Origin of the sequence: Campylobacter concisus, from assembly GCF_002913225.1 — a bacterium.
Classification (GTDB): Bacteria; Campylobacterota; Campylobacteria; order Campylobacterales; family Campylobacteraceae; genus Campylobacter_A; species Campylobacter_A concisus_J.
In genome coordinates, this window is record NZ_PPAW01000020.1 from 53,152 (window position 1) to 77,146 (window position 23,995).

Genomic DNA, 23,995 nt, shown 5'->3' on the forward strand with positions numbered 1-23,995 from the left:
ATGAGTGGTTACATCGCTAAAGCAGGGTATAAATTTATATTATTCTTTTTGATTTTATTTGTTATATCTGTGTTATTTGGTATTGCGCCGCTATTTTTTCTAGCGCTGCTTCTTTTAACTCTATATTTTTTTAGAGACCCTGAAAGAGAGCCTTTTACTGACGACAAACTAGCTTTGCTTTCGCCTATAGATGGCAAGATAAAAGAGATCAGCGTTTCAAATTTTGATGATAAAGAAGTAGCTAAGATAGTTATCTCAAAGCCTTTTTTTGGCGTTGGCACGCTAAGGGCAGTTAGTGACGCTAAGGTCGTTGATATCAAAAGAAGGCACGGACTTTTTTTGTGCCAGGCGATGAAAATTTCAGAGATGCTAAATGAAAGAGCGATAATTCGTTTTGAAAAAGGAAATATCAAATTTGCTATGAAGATCATAGCTGGTGTTTTTAGCAGAAGTTTGGAAATTTATAACATTACCAGTCTAAAAGCCTCTAGAAAATTTGGCTTTTTAGGAAGCGGCGAAGTGACCTTATACTTGCCAAGAGATACTAAAATTTGTGTAAGTGTTGGCGAGAGCGTTAAAGCTGCTTCACTTCTTGGATACTTTGAAGAGGAAAAATAAAATGAATAGCTTACAAAAAATGCAGTTAATGTATATCTTGCCAAATTTATTTACCGCAGCAAGCGCTTTTTTGGGCGTTATAAGCATTATTTCATCTATTCAGGGAAACTATTTTAAAGCTATTATTTATATCATTCTTTCTCTGATTTTAGACGGACTTGATGGACGCGTGGCAAGACTTACAAAGACTACAAGCAAATTTGGCGTGGAGTTTGATAGTCTTGCAGACCTTGTAGCATTTGGCGTGGCTCCAGCGATCTTGTTTTATCTAACAGTTGGTGCAAAATTTGGCAGATTTGGCGCACTTATAGCAGCCATGTTTGTAGTCTTTGGAGCTATTAGACTAGCTCGTTTTAACGTCACCACCGGCACATACGAGCCAAATGTTTTCATCGGACTTCCTATACCATCAGCAGCCATCATCGGAGTGCTTTGGGTTGGTATTTATCTAAAGCATGATTTTTTATATGGCTTTGAGTGGTGCTTGATACTACTTGAAGCGGTTTTGGCTATCTTGATGGTTAGTAATATCCGCTACCCAAGCTTTAAAAAGATGAACTTAAAACAAACTCATGTTATAAGAATTTTAGTAGCGCTCGTGGTTGTATTTTCTATGCTTTATCTATATCCTTACGAGAGTGCGACATTTTTGATGAGCGTTTATATGCTTTATGGTATTATTAGAGCGGCTATAATGTTTAGCAAAAATCACAAAAAAAAGGAGAGCGAATGAGCGAAAATGGCATAATAAAATCGCGTAAATTTTTAACAAAAATCGAAATCAAAAACTCTCTACTGCTGCTACTTAGGTAGCAAATTCTTCTTTACTTAACTCATTAAATTTAAATATAAAAAATAATAAAAGGAAAAAAATGGATAAAAATAAAATTATAATCTTTGATACGACTTTAAGAGATGGCGAACAAAGCCCAGGAGCTTCTATGAACACAGCTGAAAAGCTTCAGATCGCACTTCAGCTTGAAAGGCTTGGTGTGGATGTGATGGAGGCTGGATTTGCAGCTGCAAGTCCAGGGGACTTTGACGCGGTAAATCAGATCGCAAAGCAAGCTTCAAACATCACTGTCTGCTCGCTTGCACGTGCGGTTGATCGTGATATCAAGGCAGCTGGCGAGGCATTAGCTCCGGCAAAAAACAAAAGAATTCACACCTTCATAGCAACAAGTCCGATCCACATGCAGTACAAGCTAAAAATGAGCCCAGACGAGGTGATCAGGCGTGCGGTTGAGGCGGTACAATACTCAAAAACATTTTGCGATGATGTGGAGTTTAGCTGCGAGGATGCATGCAGAAGCGAGATGAGCTTTTTAAAAGAAATTTGCGACGCAGCGATAAACGCAGGGGCAAAAACTATAAACATCCCAGATACGGTTGGCTACTTGTATCCAGAGGAGATCACAGCTCGCATTAGCGAAATAGTAAAATTTATAGGCGATAGAGCGGTAGTTTCGGTGCATAACCACAACGATCTAGGCATGGCTACGGCAAATTCGCTAGCCGCCATAAAAGCTGGTGCAAGGCAGGTTGAGGGCACGATAAATGGCATCGGCGAGCGCGCTGGAAATGCTGCGCTTGAAGAGATCGTGATGGCTATAAAAACTCGCCAGGACGTCTTTGCACCACTTTACACAGGCATCATCTCAAAAGAAATTTATCCGACTTCAAGGCTGATCGCTAGCATCACAGGCATCGAGCCGCAGCCAAATAAAGCAATCGTTGGTAAAAACGCCTTCGCGCACGAGAGTGGCATCCACCAAGACGGCGTGCTAAAACACAAAGAGACCTACGAGATCATCAGCGCTGAAAGCATCGGCTTAGAGAAAAATTCGCTCGTTCTTGGCAAACACAGTGGCCGCCATGCGTTTAAAGATAAGCTTGCTAGCCTTGGATTTGACCTTGATAGCGAGGCGCTTAATAAGGCATTTGAGAAATTTAAAGACTTAGCAGATAAGAAAAAAGAGATATTTGACGATGATATCAGGGCGCTTGTGGCAGAGGAGATCACGAAAATACCGCAGGCTTACGAGATCACAGACTTGCTTCAAAGTAGCGGTGGCAGCTTAGCAAGTGCCTCTATGAGCATCAGGCACAACGACGAGATCGTTAGCGACTCAGCCCTTGGCAATGGCACTGCTGATGCGATATTTAAGGTAGTTGATCGCATTAGTGGCATTAGTGGCACGCTAAAAGACTACAAGGTCACAGCTGTTTCTCAAGGCAAAGACGCTCTTGCAAAGGTCGATGTAAAAGTCGAGTTTGAGGGCAAAACAGCCGTAATGGGTCACGGACTTGATATCGATACGATGATGGCAAGTGCTAAGGCCTATGTTGGCGCGCTAAATAGCTATCTTCGCATACATAAAAACTAAAATTTTTGGCTGGCTGCTGAATTTGCAGCTGGCTACTTTAAATTTAACTCTCTTTGAATAAAGGTTTAAATTTATTGGCTTTTTAATTTCTAAATCTTTACCAATTTTAAAATTTAATCAAGCTATTTTTACAAATTTTAAACTTTCATTCACCCCTAAGAATTGGCTACTAAAATTTGGCTTCGCTTATAGCTTAGCTCAAATTTTAGAGCCGAAATTACTCACTCATGAAATTTTAAAATTTGCCTGACCTCTTTTAGCGCACTTGTCTATACATTTTACAAACTTGTGCAATTTTCTGTCATTACGCTAAATTTAAACAAATTTTAATAGATAAATGCCGATAATTAGGGCATTAAATCACCTTAAAGGATAGACATGAAAAAGATCTTTGCTCTTTTACTGACAGCTTTTGTTGCTCTTTGTGCAAACGAGCTAAAATTTGGTACAGCGGCAAACTACCCGCCATTTGAATACATCGATGAAAACAACAAAATAACAGGCTTTGACATCGATCTTATAGATGAAATTTCAAAGCGTGCTGGTTTTTCATACAAGATCATAAATATGAGCTTTGATGGTCTTATCCCAGCGCTTAAAGCTGGCAAGATAAATGGCATCATAAGTGCGATGAGCGCGACTCCTGATAGACTAAAGTCGATTGATTTTACAAAGCCATACTACCTAACTGAAAACATCTACCTAAAGAAAAAAGGCAACGATGCTTTAAAAGCTAAAGAGGAGCTAGCTGGCAAAAAAGTAGGCGTGCAACAAGGCACCATCCAAGAGCTAGCTGCAAATGCGATAAGTGGCGCAAAAGTAGTGCCTTCAGAAGATACTGTGCCACTCATTATGGGGCTAAAAGTTGGCAAATTTGACGCGGTTATCCTTGATAGCTCGATCGGCTATGGCTTTATCAAGAAAAACCCTGAAGTAGAGGCGTTTTTCAAAGAGGTTGATGGTAGCGAAGGCTTTTCAATCGCTTTTGATAAAAATAAGCAGAGCGAGCTTATCGCTAAGATAAATCAAATTTTAGATGAGATGAAAAAAGACGGCAGCTACGACGCATTGCTTAAAAAATACGAACTAAAATAACACCTCCCAACTAGCCTGCAAATTTAGCAGGCTAGCTTTATCTTGCATTTTAAAATTTATACTAAAATCCGCTTTTACATAGAAATTTAAAGGACGGATTATGAGAAAAATTCTGCTACTTTTATGCCTAGCACTTAGCCTCTTTGCCTTGCAAAATGACAAAGATATGCTAAGTGGCGAGCTAAAAAACGGGCTTAAATACTATATAAAAGGGAATAAATTTCCACAAAAAACGGCCATCTTTTACCTAGTCGTAAATTCAGGCTCGACTGATGAGAGAGATGGCGAGCAGGGGCTTGCGCACTTTTTGGAGCACATGGCGTTTAATGGCAGCCGTGACTTTAGCAAAAACGAGCTCATTAAACAGCTTGAGAGCCTCGGGGTCAAATTTGGCGCTGATCTAAACGCGCAAACAAGCTACGATCAGACGAGCTACACGCTAAGCATAAATGTAAATGAGAAAAATTTAAAGGACGTTTTTAAGGTCTTTTCAAACTGGATAGATGGCGTAAAGATCGACGCAGGCGAGCTTGATAAGGAGCGAGGCGTCATAATGGAGGAGGAGCGCCAGCGAAACACGCCAGCATATAGGCTCTATCTTGCCCAGAGCAAGGACATCTTTGCTGGCAGCATCTATCAAAAAAGAGTGCCTATAGGCGACATGAACGTGATAAAAAGCGTAGATGCTAAGCACATGCAAGAGTTTTACGAGAAGCTTTATCAGCCAAGATTTATGAGCTTTGTGGCTGTTGGCGACTTTGATAAAAACGAGATAAAAGCTCTGATAGAAAAAAACTTTAGCGCAGCAAAAAATAGCAACTCTTACACTCATCCAGACAAAAGCATCGCTTTTAAAGATGGGCTAAACGTCTTTAACTACGACGCAAACGAGACGGCGGCTCAGTTTGTAAGACTTAGCTTTTTTGATAAATTTAAGCCAGTCTTGGATGAGGCTGATGTGAAGAGAAATTTAAAAGATGCGCTAATAGCTAGCCTTATAAATATGCTTTATGAGCAAAAAAATGCAAATAATTCGTCAAATTTAAGCGTTGATTTTATGGTGCAAACGCTTCAAGCAAAGCAAAAAATTTATAGCTTTGAGGCAAATGTGATCGGAGATGATTTTAACGCTAGCCTTAAAGATATGTTAAGCGTTTTAAAGGGCGTTGAGAAATTTGGCTTTAACAAAGGCGATTTTGCTGATGTTAAAAAGGCGTTTGTGGCAAATGTAGAGGCTAAATTTAAACGCTCAAAAACTAAAAAATCAAGCGCTTATGCAAGTGAAATTTTAAATATGATCGAAAATGGCGGCTTTGTGCTAAGTGATGAAGATAGCAAAAACCTTAGCCTAAAGCTCTTAAACGAGATCACGCTAGAGGATGTTAATGCTAGATTTAGGCAAATTTTAGCCATACCTGATGAGCGCGTGAGGGTCTTTAGTAAAGATGGTTTTAAGCTTAGCAAAGATGCCTTTTTGAAGCTAAAAGATGAGGCAAAACCATACGATACAAATTTAGCTAGCCAGAGCCTAAATAAGAGCCTTGGCAATGAAAATTTAGAGCCAAAAGATACCCTTTCTAGTGAATTTGACCAAAAGCATGGCATCTACACTTATAAGCTGCCAAATGGCTCGCAAGTCATCTTTAAGCCACTAGCTACCAAAAAAGATAGCATTTTGTTTGCAGCCATTAGCAAGGGTGGCACTTCAGATCTAGCTGATCCTAAGCTTGGTGGCTTTGCGGTTGCGCTCACAAATGAAAGTGGCGTTGGCAAATTTAACAACTACGAGCTTTCAAAGGTGCTAAACGACAAGATAGTAAGCTACGAAAAGAGCATAGAGGCGCTTACACAGGGCATTTACGGCTCTTCAAGCAGTGGCGATCTTAGCTCACTGCTAGCTGTTATAAATTTAGAGTTTAGCTCTCCAAGAGCCGATGCAAACGTGCTTGAGAGGATAAAACAAAGAGTAAAAGATGAGCTAGCTAAAGAGCAAAATTTACCTGAATATAAATTTAGCACCGAATTTAGCAAGTTTTTTTACGAAAACAACAAGCGTGTAGCGCCCATTGAGATGGCTCAGATCGATGCGCTAAAGCTAAATGAGCTAAAAGCAATCATCAAAGATAAATTTACAAACGCAGCCTCATACACCTTCGTAATCATCGGTGACACCGACGAGGAGAGGCTTTTGCCACTTGTTAAAAAGTATATCGCCACCTTACCTAAGCTTGGCGAGGCTGAAAATTTTAAAGATGACGGCGTGCGAAGTATCAAGGGAGAGCACACATTTAAAAGAGAGTATCAAAGCACAAAAAGAAGCGATGTGAGCGTGGATATAATAAATTTAGATACAAAATACAGCTTCAAAGAGGTGATCAAGCTAAGGGCGCTAAACTCGGTCTTAAAAACGGCACTTCGTGAAAAGATCAGAGAAGACAAAGGTCAAACATACGGCTTTAGCCTAAACGCTAAGCTCTCACGCTATCCGTATGAGCACTCAAAGGTGGTGATCGGCTTTACTTGCGACCCTGCAAACACGGACAAGATCATCGCCGAGATAAAGGAGATAATAGCTAGCATCAAGCGTAGTGGCGCGCTCTTACCAAAACATTTGGAGGATTTTAAGGCGCAGAGTGAAATTTCTATAAAGAAAGACTATGAAAAGCCTGAGTTTTGGCAAAATCTCATCATCTCAAATAAAATTTTTAACACGCCACTTTACACGGCTGATGAGTATATAGATGCGGTCAAAGCGGTCACGAATGACGATATCAAAGAGGCTGCTAGGCTATATCTTGATGAGAAAAATATGGTTATAAGCATAAATAATCCGAAGTAGAAATTTGAGGGCAGCTGGCTTTTTAAATTTAGTCTGAGTAGAAATTTGGTGAGCCAAGCTGGCTGACTCTTAAAATTTAAACGCGAGTAAAAATTTATTAAGATAAGCTAGCTTTTTAAATTAGTTGGCTAATTGGCTCTTTAAATTCAAATCTAAGTAGAAATTTAAAGAGCTAAGCGGCCCCTAAAATTTTAGCCTAAAGCCAAAGCTAAGCGAGGATATCCTTTGGCTTTAGTTTGTTTAGCTTTTGCACTAGATCATCAAAGCTCGCGCCATTTTCGACCTCGCGCCTGATAAATTCCTCGAAAAACTCACGTTTTATATCTTTATCCGTGTAGGTCACGCTCTTTTTGGTAACTTGCATAGGCTTAAATTTCTCTTCTTCTATCTCTTCGTTGCCATCTTCTCTAACTGGCACAAGGGCGATATTTTGCAGCACATCAGCGATATTTTCGCCCTTTTCATAGCTTGTTTTTAGAAATTTCAAAAACTCATCTTTGCTATTTTTATCAGCGTAGCTTACACGATGCGGCATCGCTTGACCTAGGACTTCTATGCGTTTTTTAGCCGATGTTTGCTCGTAGTGTAAAGCCCCGTCTTTGAAAGAAATTTTTACATTTGCATGCTCGCCAAGTATCCTTTCGGCGGTAAATTCCAGCCATTTGTCTTTAAATTTATCGATACTTAGATCAGAGTCTAGTAAATTTGTAGCCTCACGGTTTAGATAAAGTATGCCATTGGCGTGGTTGATTAGAAGTTTCAGGTTGTCGGTGGCAATAGCATATATATTGTAAGTTTTGTTAAACTCATCTACGCTAAAGCCGTTTTTCTCGCTGGTTAGAATGGAGCTTGCTCGCCAAAGCTTCGTGCTATCAACGAAATTTTTAAGACTAGCAACCTCGTCTTTACTCATTTTACTATCGATGCCATTTATCTTGCCCCAGATAGAAATTTTATCATTTGACGAGTAGCCAGAAAGTGATAGATGCTTGAAGTCTAGAGAATTAGGAGAAATTTTTACTCTGTCTAAATTTTCAATAGTTGTTGGCTGTTTATTAAAAGTGTCTTGATAGTTAAAGCTTTGATTAAGTCCATTTAGTGCATTTATCATGTCAAATCCTTTAACACTATATCGGCAAATGGATTTAAATTTTAAGTGGGATTATTTTTTATTGCGGTATTTTTCGAAAATGGCGATCATCTGGTGCGAGTCTTGCGCGACTTTGAGCTTGTTTGGGTTTTTGCTAAGCAGCTCTTCTCTTAAAGCATCGATGAACTCCTTGTCCTTTTTGCAGGCTTCAAGGCTCACACGTCCTCTAAGTATAGCCATAAACATAATATCGGCAGTCGCGTTTATCATCTCAAGCATCTTTTCTTCGCTCATTTTTCTAAATTTTGCCCCTTTTTAAGCAAATATTATTCCTTCACGCTTACAAAATTTATTATTTTTACCTCTTGGCTCTCTTTGCAAGCCTCCAGAGCAGCTGCGTTTTTCACCATGTGAGCGCTCTTCATGTGCTCTTTTTGGCTCTCTAAATTTTCCCAGCTCTCCATAAAGCAGTATTCGCTTTTAGTGCCTGCAACCACGCCACACTCGTAGCTTATGCAGCCTTTGTCTTTTCTTGAAGCTGGCACGATCTCTTTTAAAATTTCTTCAAATTTTGCCTCACATCCAGCTTTTAACTTTACATTTACATAAAATCCTACCATTTGTCTATCCTTTAATATTTTTTGGCTAAAATAACGCAATTTAGACGCAAGTTTGCGTATTACATTACAAGGCCTTTTCATGACAAGATGATACAAAATAGTAAATTTATAACTCATAAAACCAAACAAATTTAACCAAATATCGGAGAAAAAATGAAAAGACGAGACTTTTTAAAGCTTGGCGCCTTAAGCGCAGCAAGCCTTCAAGCAAAAGAGCTTGACGGAGCAGCTCAGGCGCTTTTTGACAAGCAAAGTGGCCTAAGTGCAAACAAATTTGGCCCATTTTATGTAAAAACTATCGCAGGCCGCGTTGTAGAGACTGAGCCATTTGAGGGCGATGCGTGCCCAAATGAGCTAAACAACGCACTTCTTGATCATATCCAAAACGAAAGCCGTGTAAAATATCCATTTGTTAGAAAGAGCTTTTTGGCTGACCCAAACAACCCAAAGCCAGAGCTTCGTGGCAAAGAGGAATTTGTGCGCGTGAGCTGGGACGAGGTGATAAAACTAAGTGCAAAAATTTTAAAAGAAAATTTCGATAAATACGGCTCTGAGGCGATATACGGACAGGTTTATCAGTGGGGTAGCCTTGGTAAAGTAGGTCACAGCCAAAAGACCGCAAAGAGGCTACTTAATGTGCTTGGCGGATATGTAAATGAGCTTGGTGGCTACTCATACGGCGCAGCGACTGTCATCTTGCCTCACATCACTGGCTCGATCGATCCAACGCTCGCGCCAACAAAGTGGGAGGCTATCTTAAAAAATGCCAAAACGATCGTATTTTGGGGCACAAACCCAGTCGTTTCAAACAAGATCGCCATTGGCGTGCCGCTTCACAACTCATATAAATACTACGATGAGATCAGAAAAAAGGGCGAGAGCGGCGAGATGAAAATTTATAGCGTAGACGTTTATCACAACGAAAGCGCAAGATATTTTGGCGCAAAGTACCTTGAAGTCGTGCCTTGCACCGATACGGCGATGATGATAGGTATGTGCAACTACCTTTTTGAAAAGGGACTTTACAGCAAAGAATTTATAGAAAAGTACACCGTTGGCTTTGATAAATTTAAAGAGTATATGCTTGGCACAAAAGACGGGGTCAATAAAAACCTAGCTTGGGCAAGTAAAATTTGTGGCGTGAGCGAGCAAGAGCTGGCGAAATTTAGCGAGGATCTAGCTAAAAACGACTCAGTCATAGTTAGTGGCTACGCGATACAAAGGCAAGATCACGGCGAGATGGCCTACTGGGCGCTCGTGACGCTAAATGCGATGCTTGGACACATCGGCAAAGAGGGTTGTGGCTTTGTCACAAATGACGGCATGCACAAAAACGCTGACGAAAGCTATATAGCGCCTAAACTATCGGCTTTTGAGACGAAGGTGCCACAAAAATTTATTGATAGTGGGCTGGTGCCAAAGACTAAGGGCTACGAGCTGCCAAACTCAAGGCTCATAGACGCGCTTTTAAGCCCTGGCAAAGAGATAACTAGAAATGGCAAGAACTACAAGCTACCAAAGATCAGAGTGATGTTTAACGCCAACGGCTCGACATTTACAAGGCACCCAGAGACAAATAGAGCGATAAAAGCGATGCAAAAAGTGCAAGCGATCATCACTTGCGAGCCGTTTTGGACGAGCACGGCCAAATTTAGCGACATAGTCCTGCCAGCTGCGCTTGAGTGCGAGCGAACAGACATCGAGTTGGCAAACTCAACTAGCGAGTATCTCTTTGCCATTAAGCCGCTTGTCACGCCATTTGGCGAGAGCAAGAGCGACTTCGAGATCGCAAGGCTCATCGCAAAAGAGTGGGGCAGGGAAGAGGCATTTAGCGAGGGCAAAAGCGAGCTAGAGTGGGTCAAGGAAATTTACGAAGATGCCGTTAAAAAGGCTGCTGGGCTTGGGTATGAGAGCATGCCAAGCTTTGATGAGTTTTGGGAAAAGGGATATTTTAGATTTGACAAGGTCGATGAGTCAAAACGCTACTTTACAAACTATAAGAAATTCCGCGACGACCCAGCGGCAAATCCGCTAAAAACGCCATCTGGCAAGATAGAAATTTACTCTGAAACGGTCGCTGGCTTTGGCTACGACGACTGCCCACCGCATGCGACATGGCTTGAGCCGTTTGAGTGGCTGGGTGCGAAAAACAAAAAGTATCCTATCGCCATCAGCGGCGCGCACTCTAAATTTAGACTTCACTCGCAGCTAAATAACTCTGTGCTTCGCCATTTTAACGAGATCGCAGAGCGCGAGCCAGTGCTCATAAACCCAAAAACAGCCGAGGCTAGAGGGATAAAAATGGGCGACGTGGTGAAAATTTACAACGACAGGGGCGAAATTTTGTGCGGTGCATTTGTGACCGAGGATGTGCCACAAAACGTCGTCATCGTGAGCGAGGGCGCTTGGTATGACCCAGATGTGCCAGGTGAGAAGAGCCTTTGTTTGCATGGAAATTTAAACGTGCTCACAAAAGACGTGCCATCAAGCAAGATGAGCCAGAGCAACACTGCCCACACGAGCCTTGTCGAGGTCGAGAAATTTAAGGGCACGCCAAAGCGTGTCAGGGCGTTTGACGCACCAAAGATTGGCACAAGAAAGGCCTAAAAGTAACAATTTGAAAATTTAAAGTGCTAAAAGCTATCCTTTTTTAAATAATTAGAGTTAAAATCTAAGAAAAAAGAAAGGATAGCTCATGAAAATCACTGAAATAGATACCCCAGCACTGCTCATAGACAGGGAGATAGTGTTAAGAAACTTAGAAAAAATGCAAAAATATGCTGATAAATTTAACGTAAGCTTAAGACCACATACCAAAACGCACAAGATGCCATACTTTGCGAAAATGCAAGTGGCTCACGGCGCAAAGGGCGTCACGGTGGCAAAGGTGGGCGAGGCTGAAGTGATGGCAAAAGAGGGGTTAAGCGACATTTTCATCGCAAATGAGATCGTCACAAGGCAGAAATTTGCTCGCATTATAGCCATGCAAAAAGCTGGCGTTAAAGTGAGCTTTGGCGTCGATAGCGTGGGCGTTTTAAGGCTCATTGATGAGGTCTTTGGCGAGGCTGGCGAGATAGCTAGGCTACTTGTCGAGATAGAAGTTGGCGAAAACCGCTCAGGTGTCATAGAAGAGGGCGATTTTAAGGCTTTAATGAGCGCTTTTGGAGAGTGTAAAAACGTGAAATTTTGTGGCGTTTTCTCGCATGATGGCCACTCATACAAGGCAAAAGATAAGCGTGAATGCGAGCAAATTTTTAAAGTAGCAACTAAGAGAACGCTAAAATTTGCTGGTATCGCGCGTGAGTTTGGATATGAAAATTTTACCGTTAGTATTGGCTCGACGCCATCACTGATAAACGATTTTGAGATACTAAAAGGTGTCACAGAGCTGCGACCTGGCACATATATATTTATGGATGCGTCGCAGGCAAATGCCTATGGTAGCTTTGATATGAACGCTGCTAGCGTGCTTAGCGTCGTGATCTCAAGGCCGACTGCGACCCGCACGATCCTTGATGCTGGGGCAAAGGCGCTAACTAAAGAGAGGCGCAGTGAGGGCTTTTGCACGACGCCTGGCATGGGGCTCATCGCAGAGCATGAAGTGTGGATAGATAGCCTGTTTGACGAGCATGCGATCATCTTAAACGAGAAATTTGCTAACAGCGTGCGCGTGGGTGATCTCGTGCGGATCTATCCAAATCACATCTGCCCAGTGGTAAATTTATACGACTACGCCTATCTCGTAAGTGGCGATGAGGTATGCGAGAAAGTGCCAGTTTTGGCAAGGGGCAGGGTAGAGTAGGGGTTTGGCTTGGTTTTATGCAAAAATTCAAATTTTAAAATTCAATAAAGCTTTTTTACAAATTTTAAAATCTTACTCACTCGCCTTAGCAGACTACTAAATTTAGGCTGCACTGCGTTTAGTACTAAAATTAGAGCTGTGATATGCTCGCTCATAAAATTTTAAATTTGCTTTATTTTTTTGGAGTAAAACGCATGCAGTTCTTTAGCACTTAAGCATGCACCTCTAACGTGCGGCTTTGCTTCGCAAGCTCACAACTGCAAGCAGACCGTAATTTAAGTCTCCTTGTCTCCCTTTTAAATAAAAAGAAATTCACAAATTTAATCAAGCTATCTTTTAAATTTTTAAAACTTTCATTCACTCGCAAGAATTGACTACTAAAATTTGGCTTCGCTTATCGCTTAGCTTAAATTTTAGAGCCGAAATTACTAGCTCATGAAATTTTAAAATTTAATAAATCGTATGAGAATGTTAAGCTCTATCAAATATCCTTCCAAGCTCGTATCAAATTTTCAAACACATTTTAAACCAAATTTCATTCTTATAAACGCCATCTAAATTTTAAGTGTTATAATTACGGCAAAATAACGATTTTAAGGAGAGTGTATGTCTTCACGCATTATCACTGGCGTTTTGATGTTTGTTGCTATTTTGGTAGTTTTTTTTATAGATAATTATATTTTAAATTTTATTTTGCTTGGCGCTGTGCTTTACTTTGCCTTTAATGAGTCGCTCAAGCTTTATGGCATCGATCACAAACAGCTAGTTTATGCAGCGCTCGCATTTTACGTGCTTACATATTTTACAAATCCGATATTCATCGCGATCCTTGCGATCATGCTAGTGGCATCTATCCTTGCGCACATAAAAAGCGAAAATTTAAAGCTAGTCGCCCCTTTTGTCTATCCGACAACTCCTATCTTTATGATGTGGATGCTCTACTCAGAGTATGGCATGGGCTATCTTGCGTGGCTTATCTTAAGCGTCGTTGCAAGCGATAGTGGCGCATTTTTCGTTGGTAAGATGTTTGGCAAGCATCCATTTAGCCCAAGCTCACCAAACAAGACTATCGAGGGCGCAGTTGGCGGCGTGGTAGCAGGCACCATAGTTGGTTGCGTCGTTGGAAATTTCGTAACAGAAGGCTTTTTCCAAATTCTATTTTCAAGCTTCTTAGTCTGCGTCTTTGCGGTCTGGGGAGATCTCTTTGAGAGCTACCTAAAGAGGCTTTGCGGCGTCAAAGACAGTGGCTCGCTGTTTCCAGGACACGGCGGTATGCTTGATAGGATAGATGGCTATTTATTTGGCGTTGTTGCCCTACTTTGGTCGCTATCGTGGTAATACTTGGCTCCACTGGCTCGATCGGCAAAAATACTCTAGCGCTCTGCGAAAAATTTAATGTAGAGGTTGAGGCGCTAAGCTGCGCTAAAAACGTAGCTTTACTAAATGAGCAAATTTTAAAATTTAAGCCAAAATTTGTCTGCGTGGGCGATGAAAGGCTAGCTAAAAATGTAAAAAACATTGAGCATAAAAACATTTTTTTTGGAGAGGCTGGACTGCTAGAAATGCTTGAAATTTCAAGCTCAAAAAAGGTGATAAACGCTCTTGTTGGCTTTGCTGGGCTTGCTCCTAGTCTAAAGACGCAAGCACTTGGTAAAAAGCTCGCACTTGCAAACAAAGAGAGCCTCGTTGTCGGCGGTAAATTTCTAAAAACAAGAGAAATTTTGCCCATCGATAGCGAGCATTTTGGGCTTAAATTTCTACTAGAAAATAAAACTACCCCAAGCAAGCTCATCATCACAGCAAGTGGCGGGGCATTTTATAAAAAACCGATCAAATTTCTAAAAGATGCCACGCCAAGTGACGCTCTAAAACACCCAAACTGGGATATGGGCGCAAAGATAACGATTGACAGTGCGACGATGACAAACAAGCTTTTTGAGGTGATGGAGGCCTACTGGCTTTACGGCATCAAAGATATCGAGGCCGTGATAGAGCCAACTTCAGCCATCCACGCAGTAGTCGAGTTTATCGATGGCTCAAGCACGATGCACCTCTCGTGCACAGATATGAAGCTAGCTATCGCGCACGCTATGCTTGAAAAGGTGAGTGAAAATATCGTCTCTCACGCAAATTTACTTGATCTTAAAAATATAAAATTTCACAAGATCAGCCCTAAAAAATATCCAGTCTTTTCGCTAAAAGATGAAGTCTTAGCTAGTCCCGATCTAGGTGTTGTAATAAACGCTGCAAACGAGGTTGGGGTATTTAGCTTTTTAGAGAAAAAGTGCTCATTTTTAGATATATCAAGGCTCATTTTGGGCTCAGCTAAAAAATTTAAGAGTCTTAAAATTTCAAGCGTAGATGAAATTTATGAAGTTGATAAAGAGGTTAGAGAATACGCAAAAAGGATGCTAAATGCAAAGGTATGAGGGGTATAAATTTGATCTTAGACAAAGCTTGATCGGTGTGCAGTTTTTATTTGTCGCCTTTGGTGCGCTCGTGCTCGTGCCTATCCTTACGGGGCTTGATGCAAACGTCGCGCTCTTTACAGCTGGCCTTGGCACGCTGCTTTTTCAGCTAATAACTAGAAAAAACGTCCCGCCGATCTTTCTAGCAAGCTCGTTTGCCTTCATCGCTCCGCTTCAGTACGGCATCGAAAAATGGGGCATACCAGTGACAATGGGCGGCGTTATATTCGCAGGGCTTTTCTACGTCGTGCTAAGCTTTGTGGTTCGCTTTGGCGGAGAGAAAATTTTGCATAAAATTTTGCCTCCAGTTGTCGTTGGCCCAGTCATCATGACCATAGGTCTGATACTAGCTCCAAATTCCGTCAAAATGGCGACTTCAGCCACTGAGGCTTACACTCAAAACGTAGCTATGATGGTAGCAGCCACCTCGCTTATAGCTACTATCGTTGTCATGATGCTAGGACGTGGGATGTTTAGGCTTATACCGATCCTACTTGGCATCATCGCTGGCTACATCGTGGCTTACTGCTTTGGCATGGTTGATTTTAGCGCCATCGTAAGCGCCCCTTGGTTTAGAGTGCCAAGTTTTAGCGCACCAAAATTTGAAATCGAAGCGATCATCTATATGATACCTATCGCCATCGCCCCAGCGATCGAGCACATCGGCGATATGCTCGCTATCTCAAACGTCACAAAAGAGGATTTTTTGAAAAATCCAGGCCTTAAAAACACCCTTTTAGGCGACGGTCTGGCCACCTCGCTAGCTGCTGCCTTTGGTGGTCCGCCAAACACCACCTACTCAGAGGTCACAGGCGCAGTTAGCCTTACAAAAGCGTATAATCCAGCGATCATGACCTTTGCAGCGATCACTGCTATCGTGCTAGCCTTCGTTGGCAAGCTTGGTGCGGTGCTCTCGACCATCCCAGCGCCAGTTATCGGCGGTATCATGCTGCTACTTTTTGGCATCATCGCAAGCGTTGGCATGGAGACACTTATAAAAAATAAAGTCGATCTTGCCGATCCTAGAAATATGATAATCGTAGCCCTAATTTTCATCTTTGCCATCGGTGGCATGGTGCTTGACCTTGGAGCTGTTAAATTTTCAGGTATCGGACTTGGCGCGGTTACTGGTATAGTTTTAAATTTGCTTTTGCCAAAGACAAAGCATTACGAAGGATATTAATGCGTAAATTTAGACTTTTTCTAGCAGCTCTAGCGGCTGCAAGCCTTGCAAATGCAAGCGCACTGGACTATGCACTTATCAAAAAAGGTGAGCCAAGTAGCAATACTATGCTCTTAATCGGAGGCATACAAGGCGATGAGCCAGGCGGCTTTTTGGCGGCTTCTATCGTGGCGACTGATTATAACATCACAAAAGGCTCGCTTTGGGTCGTGCCAAATTTAAATTTCCCAAGCATCATCGAGCGAAGTCGCGGCACAAAGGGCGATATGAATAGAAAATTTGCCCATGTCGAAAAGGACGATCCAGACTACAACTCAGTGATGAAGATAAAAGACGTCATCACTGACAAAAACGTTACGCTCATCTTAAATTTACACGATGGTAGCGGATATTACAGAGATACTTTTATAAACAAGGACGAAAACCCCGACAAATGGGGCAACACCTGCATCATCGACCAAAGTACGCTACCAGGCTCAAAGTACCCAGAGCTTGAAAGCATCGCATCAAGCGTAAAAGACGTGCTAAACAAGCACCTGCTTGACCCAAAGCACATCTATCACGTCAAAAATACCCACACCGCGATGGGCGATAAAGAGATGTTAAAAAGCCTCACCTACTACGCGATCACGCAAAACAAGTCAGCCTTTGCAAACGAAGCTAGTAAAAATTTAAACGCCGAGCAAAGGACATATTATCACCTAGTAGCGATCGAAGAGTATATGAAAAAGGCTGGTATTAGCTTTACTAGGCCATTTGCGCTTGATGTCAAAAGCGTGAAAAAGGCGATCGAAAAAGAGATCAGACTTGAGCTATTTGACAGCTACGCTCTTAGCCTTAAAAATTTAAAACCAGTGATAAGCTTCGTGCCATTTAAAAAGGGCGAGCTAAACTACCACTCTCCAAATCCGCTAATCGCCGTCATAAAAGAGAATGATACTTACAAAGTGCAGTATGGCAACCGCTCTGTCACAAGGCTAAAGCCGCAATACTTCGAGTTTGCAAAGCCGCTTGATAAAATTTCTCTTTTGAGCGATGGCAACGAGCAGGTGCTAAAAAGTGGCGATAAATTTAGCGTTAAAAAAAGTTTTAAGGTAAAAGCGCTCAAAAACGTACGTGTAAACGTCATAGGATACGGCACAAAAAGTGTCGATGAGAGCGAGCAAGATGTCGATAAAAACAGCCTAAACAAAAGCTACAGCATAGATAAAGATGGCAAAATTTACCGAGTTGAGTTTTACAAAAGCGAAAATGGCAAAGAGAAATTTGCTGGCATGATACTAGCGGAGTTTAGATGATACTTGGCATAGAAAGCAGCTGCGATGATAGCTCTGTTGCGCTCATAGATGAAGAGACGCTGGAGCAAATTTATTATAAAAAGATCTCACAAGAAGAGGAGCACGCTATCTTTGGTGGCGTGGTCCCAGAGCTTGCAGCAAGGCTTCACACAAAGGCTCTGCCAGCGCTTTTAAATGATATCTTGCCAAATTTAAAAGATATAAAAGCGATCGCTGTGACAAACGAGCCAGGGCTAAGCGTGAGCCTAATAGGTGGTGTGAGCATGGCAAAAGCGCTAAGCATCGCCCTAAATATCCCGCTAATCGCCGTAAATCACCTAGTTGGCCACATCTACTCGCTATTTTTAGACCGTGAGGCTACCTTTCCGCTTGGCGTTTTGCTAGTAAGTGGCGGACATACGATGATACTAGAGATCGATGAAAATGGCGAGATTTTAGAGCTTGCAAGCACTAGCGATGATAGCTTTGGTGAGAGCTTTGACAAGGTGGCAAAGATGCTTGATCTTGGCTACCCAGGGGGTGCTGTTGTCCAGCAAAACGCACTTTTATGCGAGGATAAAGATAGGTTTAAATTTACCGTCCCACTTCTTCACGATAAACGCCTAGAGTACAGCTTTTCAGGGCTTAAAAACCAAGTCAGAGTTGAAATTTCAAAGCTTGAAACTATCACACAAAAAGATATCGCCGACATCTGCTATGCCTTTGAAAATACCGCCTGCGAGCACATTTTAAATAAACTTGAAAAGGTTTTCAAGCTAAGAAATTTCAAGCGTTTTGGCGTCGTTGGCGGAGCGAGTGCAAATTTAAATTTACGCAAAAGACTTGAAACGCTTTGCCAAAAAAATGGATGTGAGCTTTTGCTAGCTCCACTTGTATTTTGCTCTGATAATGCGCTGATGATAGCAAGAGCTGGACGTGAAAAATATCTAAAAAGAGAATTTATAAACCACACCGAACTAGCGATACATCCAAGAGTTAGCTTTAAGAAAATTGAGCTAGATATCTAAATTTCTTCAAAAATTTTTTTAAAATCTTCTATTTTTAAAATTTTAAAATAATGCAAATTTGCACTATTTCAAGCTTAAAATTTAAACAATTATTTTAATAAATTATATTTATGTAATTTATTTTAATAAAATCATAATAATTTAAACTTTAGTTTGATACTATTTTATTAGATTTACAAAAAGGTAAAATGATGAAAAAGGCTCTATTTTTAGGATTTAGCGCACTTTTATTATTAGTGGGCTGCAAGGAAAGCAATATAGGCATTGTTAAAAACTATATTTTAAAAGGTAATAAATCAATAACGATAGGCTCTGCAATAGATAGCTTTAAAGGTTGCTCAAGTACTCAGTGGCAAGACATTAGTAGTGATGGAAAGAAAGTGGTTAAAGTAAGCTGCGTAGTGGGTAAAAATGTACTTGAAGATGAGTTTAAAAGAAAAAATAACGGCTACATAAAAGCTCTAAATAATGCCAAGGCTGCTCAGCAAAAAAAAGTTGATAACAGCTTGGAGCTAGCACTTGATAGCGCAAATAGCATATTAAAGAACGGTAAAAGCATAGACAAAGAGACTATTTTATCCATCGCAAACAAGCACTGTAAATTTGATCCAACAAAAGAAAGCGCTAGCTATATAGCCTCTGTTAGCTGTGATCTTGAGTTTAAAAATGAGCTTGCTCAAATTTTAGATATCAAGCAAAAATGGGTCTTTGACAACGTCGTAGCCCAAAGCAAATACGCCGCCTACTACTCGCAAAAAGAGCCAGAAGTGATCTATTTTGGTGAAAATACTAAAAAGATAAATGAGAGAGTTATTGAGCTTACCTTCACGATAAATAGCGATAAAAGTGTTAATATCTCAAAGGTTACAAAGATAGATGACGGCGATACAAAAGATATAAACCGCGGTTTGGTGGCGATGTTTTATGCAAGATAAATTTTGATACTAAAATAAATATATTTAAGTTTAAAAGTATTACATTTTAAAAGCATACTCTTGCTCATTTAGATAAGTGCAAATTAGCTATTTTAGAAATTAAAGTTGTATTTTACTTGCAACCAAAACTTGGTGCTTTTTTGATACTATTTTTGTATCTGTGCGAAGTTCTCTTATATCCTTTTGTTTGAGCGCCATCCTCATTTTTTGATAGCTTCATAAGTAAAAATTTAATAAAATCCCAAAATATCAACAAAAAGAGTCTTTATGGATGAGTTTTTAAAACAGGCTTGGCGTGCAAATAAAATTTATACAAATGCTACTGCTAGCGTGCCATTTTACCCAGATCTGCTAGCTCTTCTTTTAGTTTGCGACGAGAAAAATTTAGATCAGTTTATGGCACTTGATGAGTTTAGAGCGGTGCTAAAAAGGCTTAAAATTGAGCTTGATATATTTAGCATACAAAGTGCGCAGCTTGCGACTCTTAAGGCGCTAAACGAGGCTAAAATTTCAAGCGATGAGATAGTAAAATACCTAGAAATATTGCGCGGCGAAAAGATCATAGATGATGAGAAATTTGGCTTTTTAGAAAAGATCATAAGCAAAAATAAGGGCGCTAACGAGGCTAAAATTTCTCATATAAAGCCAAAAGATCACTTCCATAAAAACCTAGACTTTTTAAACGAGATAAACGAAAAAGCCAGCTTGCTTGATAATGAAAAAACATTTTTAGAGGCGCTTGTGGCAGCCAAAAAAAGATCAAACGAAACGCTTTTTAACATAGCTGCAAGTGGCGTCATAAACTCTGGCAAATCAACCCTTTTAAACGCCCTTTTAAACAAGTCCGTCCTTGGCGCTTCAAACGTGCCAGAAACGATAAATTTAACCATTTTAAAATACTCCAAAGATAGCTTTGCGAGGGTAAATTTTTACACCTTAGATGAGCTTTTAGCACTTGGCGTATCAAGCGAAAATTTACCAAGCAAAAGCGTAGATATCGGCATAGACGAGATAAAAAACTACACATCTTCAAGCTCAAAAACAGCAAATCTTGTAAAAAGTGTCGAGCTTTATGACGACTTGGAGCTTTTAAAGGACAATGTCTGCATCATAGACACGCCAGGCATCGATGATGCGGTGGTTTTAAGAGAGCAGATCACTACAAATTTTATGAAAAAGTGTGACCTTTTAGCCCACCTCATGAACGCCTCACAAAGCGCCACGCAAAAGGACGCTCTATTTTTAAAAAAATGCCTTGAAAACTCGCATATCGTAAGGCTCGCCGTGGTGCTAACTCACGCTGATGAGCTAAGCGCTAAAGAGCTAAATGAGACGCTAAACTACACAAAAAAAGCGATCGGTGAGCAGATAAATGGCGTGGAGATTGATTATTTTGCACTTAGTGCAAAAAGCTTCTTAGAAGGTGCTGCAAATAGCGGTGTAGAGGAGTTTAAGGACTATCTTTACGAGGTGCTCTTTGGCAAAAATTCTAAAAAATCAGCCCTTATCTTAAGCTCGTATCAAAAGGAGCTAAAAAATATCCTAAATAGCAAGCTTGAGGCCACTAAGGCTGAAATTTTGTCGCTCAAAGCTTATGAAGTGGAACTTAAAAAGCTTCAAAATGAGCAGGCAAACGTCAAAAACGCACTGAGTGAAAATTTCTCTAAACTTGAAAGCCTAACTCAAAATGAGCTTACAAAGCTTGAAAGTAGCAACACCAAAAAGATCTATAAAATGGGGCTTGAGACGCTTTTGCAAAACCTAAACGACAAGGTAAAAAGCGAGATAGCCTACTGCAAAAGCAAAAAGCAAAGTTTAAATTTAGAGCGCTTAGAGCAAATCGCAAAAACAACGCTTCGTGACAGCGTGATGGCACTTATGAGAGAGGCTAGAAACGAGACTTTGGTGCAAACAAGGGCGTGTGAGCAAAATATCGCTTTAAATTTTGATGATTATGTGATGAGTAAAAACGAGGTTTTTAACATCAATGACTTTTTAGAGCAAATGGGCGTAAAGCTTGAATTTAAGGAGCTTTTAGCTGCATTTAGAGCTAAAATTTCAAGTGACGCAAGTGAAGCACTTTTAAGCTTAAAAGAGGGCTTACTAAAAGATAAAAATATCTCTCAATTTTGTGAAATTTTAACTGACCACGAAAAAAATCGCCTTTTAAACCTCATAAAAACCTATGAAACCGCTCAAAAGGCCACGCTTGATAAGAGGCTAAAGGAGCTAGATCGTGAGCTAGAAAAGCTTAGCTCGCAAAATCAAAACTCACTTTTAAAACTAAAAGAGCAAAACGCCTTGCAAGATGAAATTTGCTCGCTTTTATGGGAGCTAGAAAATGTTTAATGATTTCATAAATGCCTATAAGGCGAGATATTTTAAGGTTTTTACAAGCGACTTTAAGGGCGAGCTAGCAAGGCTAGTAAATGAGCTAAACGACCCAAGCCTTCACGCAAGCGATGAGATAAAAGAGAGCCTAAATTTACTAATCGACACTCTAAATGAGCCACCTCTTATCGCTGTCATCGGGCAGTTTTCAAGTGGTAAATCAACATTTTTAAACGCTCTGCTTGGACAAAACATCTTGCCATCAGGTCTAACGCCTGTCACGGCAAAGGCTGTGCGGCTAAAATTTGCAAAGATGCCACTTCTTAGCGTGAAATTTACAAATGGCAGCGAGAGTCTGCTAGCTAGCAGCGAGCTTGCAGAGCTAAACGCCATGAGCGAGCAGATAAGAAGCATGACACTTTATGCACCAAGTGAAATTTTAAAAGAGGTAAATTTCATCGACACGCCAGGGCTAAACTCACTACGAGATGCCGACACAAAAGAGACCAAAAATACGCTAAAAAAGGTTTGCGGCGCGATCTGGCTAAGCCTCGCAAACAACGCAGCAAAGGCTAGCGAGCTTGAAAGCGTAGAAGAAATTTTAAGGACAAACGATCTAAAGGCGCTTTGCTTCATCAACCAAAAGGATAAGCTAAGCGAGGATGAGCTTGAAAGCTTGCTAAAACACGCTAGGCAAACTTATGGTGAGCTTTTTGAAAATATCATCGCTATCTCATCAAAGCAAGCACTCCTTGGCATCACAAATGAAAACAAGAGCGAGCTAGAAAGCTCAAATTTTGCTAAAGCACTAAGCGCTGTAAAAGAGGCGTTTTTAAACGCGAGCTTTAAAGAAAATTTCATAAAAGCAAGGGCGAAAAAGATAGTAAATTTTTTAATCGCTGAGCAAGAAAATCGCCTTAAAGTTTATAGCGCAGCTGATGAAATTTTGGATAAATTTAATGCCACGCTTGAAGAAAAACTAGAAGCGATAAAAGAGGAGTTTAAGCCTAAAATCGCCCTACGATACAGCGATATGAGCGAGGCTATCAAGCTTGCAAGTGATGAAGTTTTTAGGCTGCTTAAGCCATTTTCTAGGACAAAATTTAACCCAGCAAAGACGCTTTTAAACAAAGAAATTTATAAGCGAGAAAATTTTGAAATGATAAGCCTTGATACGGACGAAGTCTTTTCAAAGCTCATCTATGAAGATGTCATCTTTTCTAAATTTTTTAAACGCTATAAAAGAGATCTAAAAGAGCTTGAAAATGAGATCATATCGGCTTTTGATGAGCTTTATAAAAGCTTAGAAGATGAGCTTTTCGTTTATAAATCTCGCTATGAGAGCTTTAATCCATTTGATGAGTTTGCCTCAAACTACGAGACAAAATCGATAAATACATACGCTGGCAGGACCTATGAGAATTTCTTAAGAGAGTATGAAAATGCCAAATTTAAGGCAACGCAAAAGATATCGCTCTTTTTTGAAAAGCTTGACGTAAAGGTTGCGTCAAACTACGAAAATGCGCTTAAACTTGCGGTTTATTTTCTAAAGCAAAAGATCGAAAACTCGCTAAATTCGCACCTGCAAATGGGCACGCCACTCTACATCCCAAGTGCAAAAGAGGTTTATGAGCGCATGCTAAATGCCTTTAGCTTGTATGAATTTGACGATCTTATGTGCTCAAATAGCTCATTTTTAAATAAAACTTTGCTTGATATAAAGACCGAATTTAATGAAATTTACGCCCAAAAAATAGCGATGCTTGAGCGCCTAAAAGCAAAACCAAAAGAGCAAATTTTAAAGCTAGAAAAGCTACAAGAGAGTTCGGTGGTATTAAAGTAAAATTTGACTTTAAACTGCGTGTGCGAGCGTCTAGCAAATTTTAAATTCGCTAGCATTTTTAAAAATTATTTTCATCAAAAAAGTCGGTGTCAATCTTGCAAATTTCATATATCTGGCTTGTTTGAACGCCTACTTTATACTTTATCATTAGTTCAGCCAGTCTGTCTCCATCTATCAAGACTACGCTAAAGTTTTGACTATCTTTAGCAAACGTTTGGGCCTCTTTTGTAAATTTTGCTGTAGTGATAAAGACGCCTTTTTTGGTATTTTTGTTTGAGATAGCGCCGATGAACTGCTGGATCTCTTGCCTGCCTATGTTGCTACCAATCTCTTTGCTTGGATGTAAATTTTAGAAAGTCCTAGTTTATCCATGATGCCATCTATCCCACCGTCCGGACCTTTATTTGTAAGTCCAGTTCCATAGTCCATTTTTCTAAAATGCTAGATAAATTTTCATCAATTTTTGTAATCTTAAAAGC

19 protein-coding genes and 1 pseudogene are annotated in these 23,995 nt (G+C 40.4%); 15 read left to right on the forward strand and 5 right to left on the reverse strand.

The window, feature by feature from the left end:
* The 5 genes from CYP26_RS04790 (at position 1) to CYP26_RS04810 (ending at position 6,939) form a co-directional block, all read left to right on the forward strand.
* Positions 1–618, forward strand: a complete 618-nt coding sequence (locus tag CYP26_RS04790) for a phosphatidylserine decarboxylase (protein WP_103630585.1) — start codon at positions 1–3, stop codon at positions 616–618.
* A 1-nt stretch (position 619) separates the two neighbouring features.
* Complete coding sequence (pssA, locus tag CYP26_RS04795) at positions 620–1,351, forward strand: CDP-diacylglycerol--serine O-phosphatidyltransferase (protein ID WP_103558772.1); 732 nt, start codon at positions 620–622, stop codon at positions 1,349–1,351.
* 139 nt (positions 1,352–1,490) lie between these two features.
* A complete protein-coding gene (locus tag CYP26_RS04800) occupies positions 1,491–3,005 on the forward strand; it encodes a 2-isopropylmalate synthase (protein WP_103630586.1) in 1,515 nt (504 codons plus the stop codon).
* A gap of 378 nt (positions 3,006–3,383) precedes the next feature.
* Positions 3,384–4,100 (forward strand): basic amino acid ABC transporter substrate-binding protein, encoded by a 717-nt coding sequence (locus CYP26_RS04805; protein WP_103630587.1) that lies wholly within the window; start codon positions 3,384–3,386, stop codon positions 4,098–4,100.
* Between the two features lie 100 nt (positions 4,101–4,200).
* Positions 4,201–6,939, forward strand: coding sequence for a M16 family metallopeptidase (locus CYP26_RS04810; protein ID WP_103630588.1), 2,739 nt, complete (start codon positions 4,201–4,203; stop codon positions 6,937–6,939).
* 208 nt (positions 6,940–7,147) lie between these two features.
* On the opposite strand, the gene CYP26_RS04815 is transcribed toward CYP26_RS04810, so the two are convergent.
* From CYP26_RS04815 to CYP26_RS04825, 3 genes are read right to left on the reverse strand one after another with little or no spacing between them, the layout of a single operon-like run.
* Positions 7,148–8,050: a hypothetical protein gene (locus CYP26_RS04815; protein ID WP_103613399.1), complete on the reverse strand. Its 903-nt coding sequence runs from the start codon at positions 8,048–8,050 to the stop codon at positions 7,148–7,150.
* Positions 8,051–8,101: 51 nt separating this feature from the next.
* Positions 8,102–8,323: a hypothetical protein gene (locus tag CYP26_RS04820; protein ID WP_002941152.1), complete on the reverse strand. Its 222-nt coding sequence runs from the start codon at positions 8,321–8,323 to the stop codon at positions 8,102–8,104.
* 32 nt (positions 8,324–8,355) lie between these two features.
* Positions 8,356–8,649, reverse strand: a complete 294-nt coding sequence (locus CYP26_RS04825) for a putative quinol monooxygenase (protein ID WP_012140151.1) — start codon at positions 8,647–8,649, stop codon at positions 8,356–8,358.
* A gap of 153 nt (positions 8,650–8,802) precedes the next feature.
* Here CYP26_RS04825 and CYP26_RS04830 point away from each other — a divergent pair, with 153 nt between their 5' ends.
* The 10 genes from CYP26_RS04830 (at position 8,803) to CYP26_RS04875 (ending at position 23,516) form a co-directional block, all read left to right on the forward strand.
* On the forward strand, positions 8,803–11,256 hold the full coding sequence (locus CYP26_RS04830) for a molybdopterin-dependent oxidoreductase (protein WP_103630589.1): 2,454 nt from the start codon (positions 8,803–8,805) through the stop codon (positions 11,254–11,256).
* Between the two features lie 88 nt (positions 11,257–11,344).
* Positions 11,345–12,451 carry a D-TA family PLP-dependent enzyme gene (locus CYP26_RS04835; RefSeq protein ID WP_103630590.1) on the forward strand — a complete coding sequence of 369 codons (1,107 nt, stop codon included), beginning with the start codon at positions 11,345–11,347 and terminating at the stop codon, positions 12,449–12,451.
* Between the two features lie 606 nt (positions 12,452–13,057).
* Positions 13,058–13,789, forward strand: coding sequence for a phosphatidate cytidylyltransferase (locus CYP26_RS04840; RefSeq protein WP_103630591.1), 732 nt, complete (start codon positions 13,058–13,060; stop codon positions 13,787–13,789).
* A complete protein-coding gene (gene dxr, locus CYP26_RS04845) occupies positions 13,771–14,880 on the forward strand; it encodes a 1-deoxy-D-xylulose-5-phosphate reductoisomerase (RefSeq protein ID WP_103630592.1) in 1,110 nt (369 codons plus the stop codon). Before CYP26_RS04840 ends, dxr begins: the two co-directional genes overlap by 19 nt.
* Positions 14,867–16,102 (forward strand): uracil-xanthine permease family protein, encoded by a 1,236-nt coding sequence (locus tag CYP26_RS04850; protein ID WP_103630593.1) that lies wholly within the window; start codon positions 14,867–14,869, stop codon positions 16,100–16,102. The genes dxr and CYP26_RS04850 overlap by 14 nt, the downstream gene beginning before the upstream one ends.
* Positions 16,102–17,400 (forward strand): M99 family carboxypeptidase catalytic domain-containing protein, encoded by a 1,299-nt coding sequence (locus CYP26_RS04855; RefSeq protein ID WP_103630594.1) that lies wholly within the window; start codon positions 16,102–16,104, stop codon positions 17,398–17,400. Before CYP26_RS04850 ends, CYP26_RS04855 begins: the two co-directional genes overlap by 1 nt.
* Positions 17,397–18,407 (forward strand): tRNA (adenosine(37)-N6)-threonylcarbamoyltransferase complex transferase subunit TsaD, encoded by a 1,011-nt coding sequence (gene tsaD / locus CYP26_RS04860; RefSeq protein WP_103630595.1) that lies wholly within the window; start codon positions 17,397–17,399, stop codon positions 18,405–18,407. Before CYP26_RS04855 ends, tsaD begins: the two co-directional genes overlap by 4 nt.
* A 191-nt stretch (positions 18,408–18,598) precedes the next feature.
* Entirely contained in the window at positions 18,599–19,342 is a 744-nt protein-coding gene (locus CYP26_RS04865; RefSeq protein WP_103630596.1) for a hypothetical protein, read from the forward strand.
* A gap of 267 nt (positions 19,343–19,609) precedes the next feature.
* Positions 19,610–21,691 (forward strand): dynamin family protein, encoded by a 2,082-nt coding sequence (locus CYP26_RS04870; protein ID WP_103630597.1) that lies wholly within the window; start codon positions 19,610–19,612, stop codon positions 21,689–21,691.
* Positions 21,684–23,516, forward strand: a complete 1,833-nt coding sequence (locus tag CYP26_RS04875; protein WP_103630598.1) for a dynamin family protein — start codon at positions 21,684–21,686, stop codon at positions 23,514–23,516. Before CYP26_RS04870 ends, CYP26_RS04875 begins: the two co-directional genes overlap by 8 nt.
* A 205-nt stretch (positions 23,517–23,721) precedes the next feature.
* Here CYP26_RS04875 and CYP26_RS10605 read toward each other — a convergent pair.
* Positions 23,722–23,844, reverse strand: a pseudogene (locus CYP26_RS10605) (restriction endonuclease); the annotation flags it as partial.
* Positions 23,829–23,945, reverse strand: a complete 117-nt coding sequence (locus tag CYP26_RS10480; RefSeq protein ID WP_258031420.1) for a restriction endonuclease — start codon at positions 23,943–23,945, stop codon at positions 23,829–23,831. The gene CYP26_RS10480 and the pseudogene CYP26_RS10605, both read right to left, overlap by 16 nt.
* Positions 23,946–23,995: the final 50 nt, after the last annotated feature.

Coding starts and splice junctions, on each gene's coding strand:
- CYP26_RS04790 (WP_103630585.1), top strand. CDS start 1: ATGAGTGGTTACATCGCTAAAGCAGGGTATAAATTTATATTATTCTTT.
- CYP26_RS04870 (WP_103630597.1), top strand. CDS start 19,610: ATGGATGAGTTTTTAAAACAGGCTTGGCGTGCAAATAAAATTTATACA.
- CYP26_RS04830 (WP_103630589.1), top strand. CDS start 8,803: ATGAAAAGACGAGACTTTTTAAAGCTTGGCGCCTTAAGCGCAGCAAGC.
- CYP26_RS04825 (WP_012140151.1), bottom strand. CDS start 8,649: ATGGTAGGATTTTATGTAAATGTAAAGTTAAAAGCTGGATGTGAGGCA.
- tsaD (WP_103630595.1), top strand. CDS start 17,397: ATGATACTTGGCATAGAAAGCAGCTGCGATGATAGCTCTGTTGCGCTC.
- CYP26_RS10480 (WP_258031420.1), bottom strand. CDS start 23,945: ATGGACTATGGAACTGGACTTACAAATAAAGGTCCGGACGGTGGGATA.
- CYP26_RS04800 (WP_103630586.1), top strand. CDS start 1,491: ATGGATAAAAATAAAATTATAATCTTTGATACGACTTTAAGAGATGGC.
- CYP26_RS04850 (WP_103630593.1), top strand. CDS start 14,867: ATGCAAAGGTATGAGGGGTATAAATTTGATCTTAGACAAAGCTTGATC.
- pssA (WP_103558772.1), top strand. CDS start 620: ATGAATAGCTTACAAAAAATGCAGTTAATGTATATCTTGCCAAATTTA.
- CYP26_RS04840 (WP_103630591.1), top strand. CDS start 13,058: ATGTCTTCACGCATTATCACTGGCGTTTTGATGTTTGTTGCTATTTTG.
- CYP26_RS04805 (WP_103630587.1), top strand. CDS start 3,384: ATGAAAAAGATCTTTGCTCTTTTACTGACAGCTTTTGTTGCTCTTTGT.
- CYP26_RS04835 (WP_103630590.1), top strand. CDS start 11,345: ATGAAAATCACTGAAATAGATACCCCAGCACTGCTCATAGACAGGGAG.
- CYP26_RS04865 (WP_103630596.1), top strand. CDS start 18,599: ATGAAAAAGGCTCTATTTTTAGGATTTAGCGCACTTTTATTATTAGTG.
- CYP26_RS04855 (WP_103630594.1), top strand. CDS start 16,102: ATGCGTAAATTTAGACTTTTTCTAGCAGCTCTAGCGGCTGCAAGCCTT.
- CYP26_RS04810 (WP_103630588.1), top strand. CDS start 4,201: ATGAGAAAAATTCTGCTACTTTTATGCCTAGCACTTAGCCTCTTTGCC.
- CYP26_RS04815 (WP_103613399.1), bottom strand. CDS start 8,050: ATGATAAATGCACTAAATGGACTTAATCAAAGCTTTAACTATCAAGAC.
- CYP26_RS04875 (WP_103630598.1), top strand. CDS start 21,684: ATGTTTAATGATTTCATAAATGCCTATAAGGCGAGATATTTTAAGGTT.
- CYP26_RS04820 (WP_002941152.1), bottom strand. CDS start 8,323: ATGAGCGAAGAAAAGATGCTTGAGATGATAAACGCGACTGCCGATATT.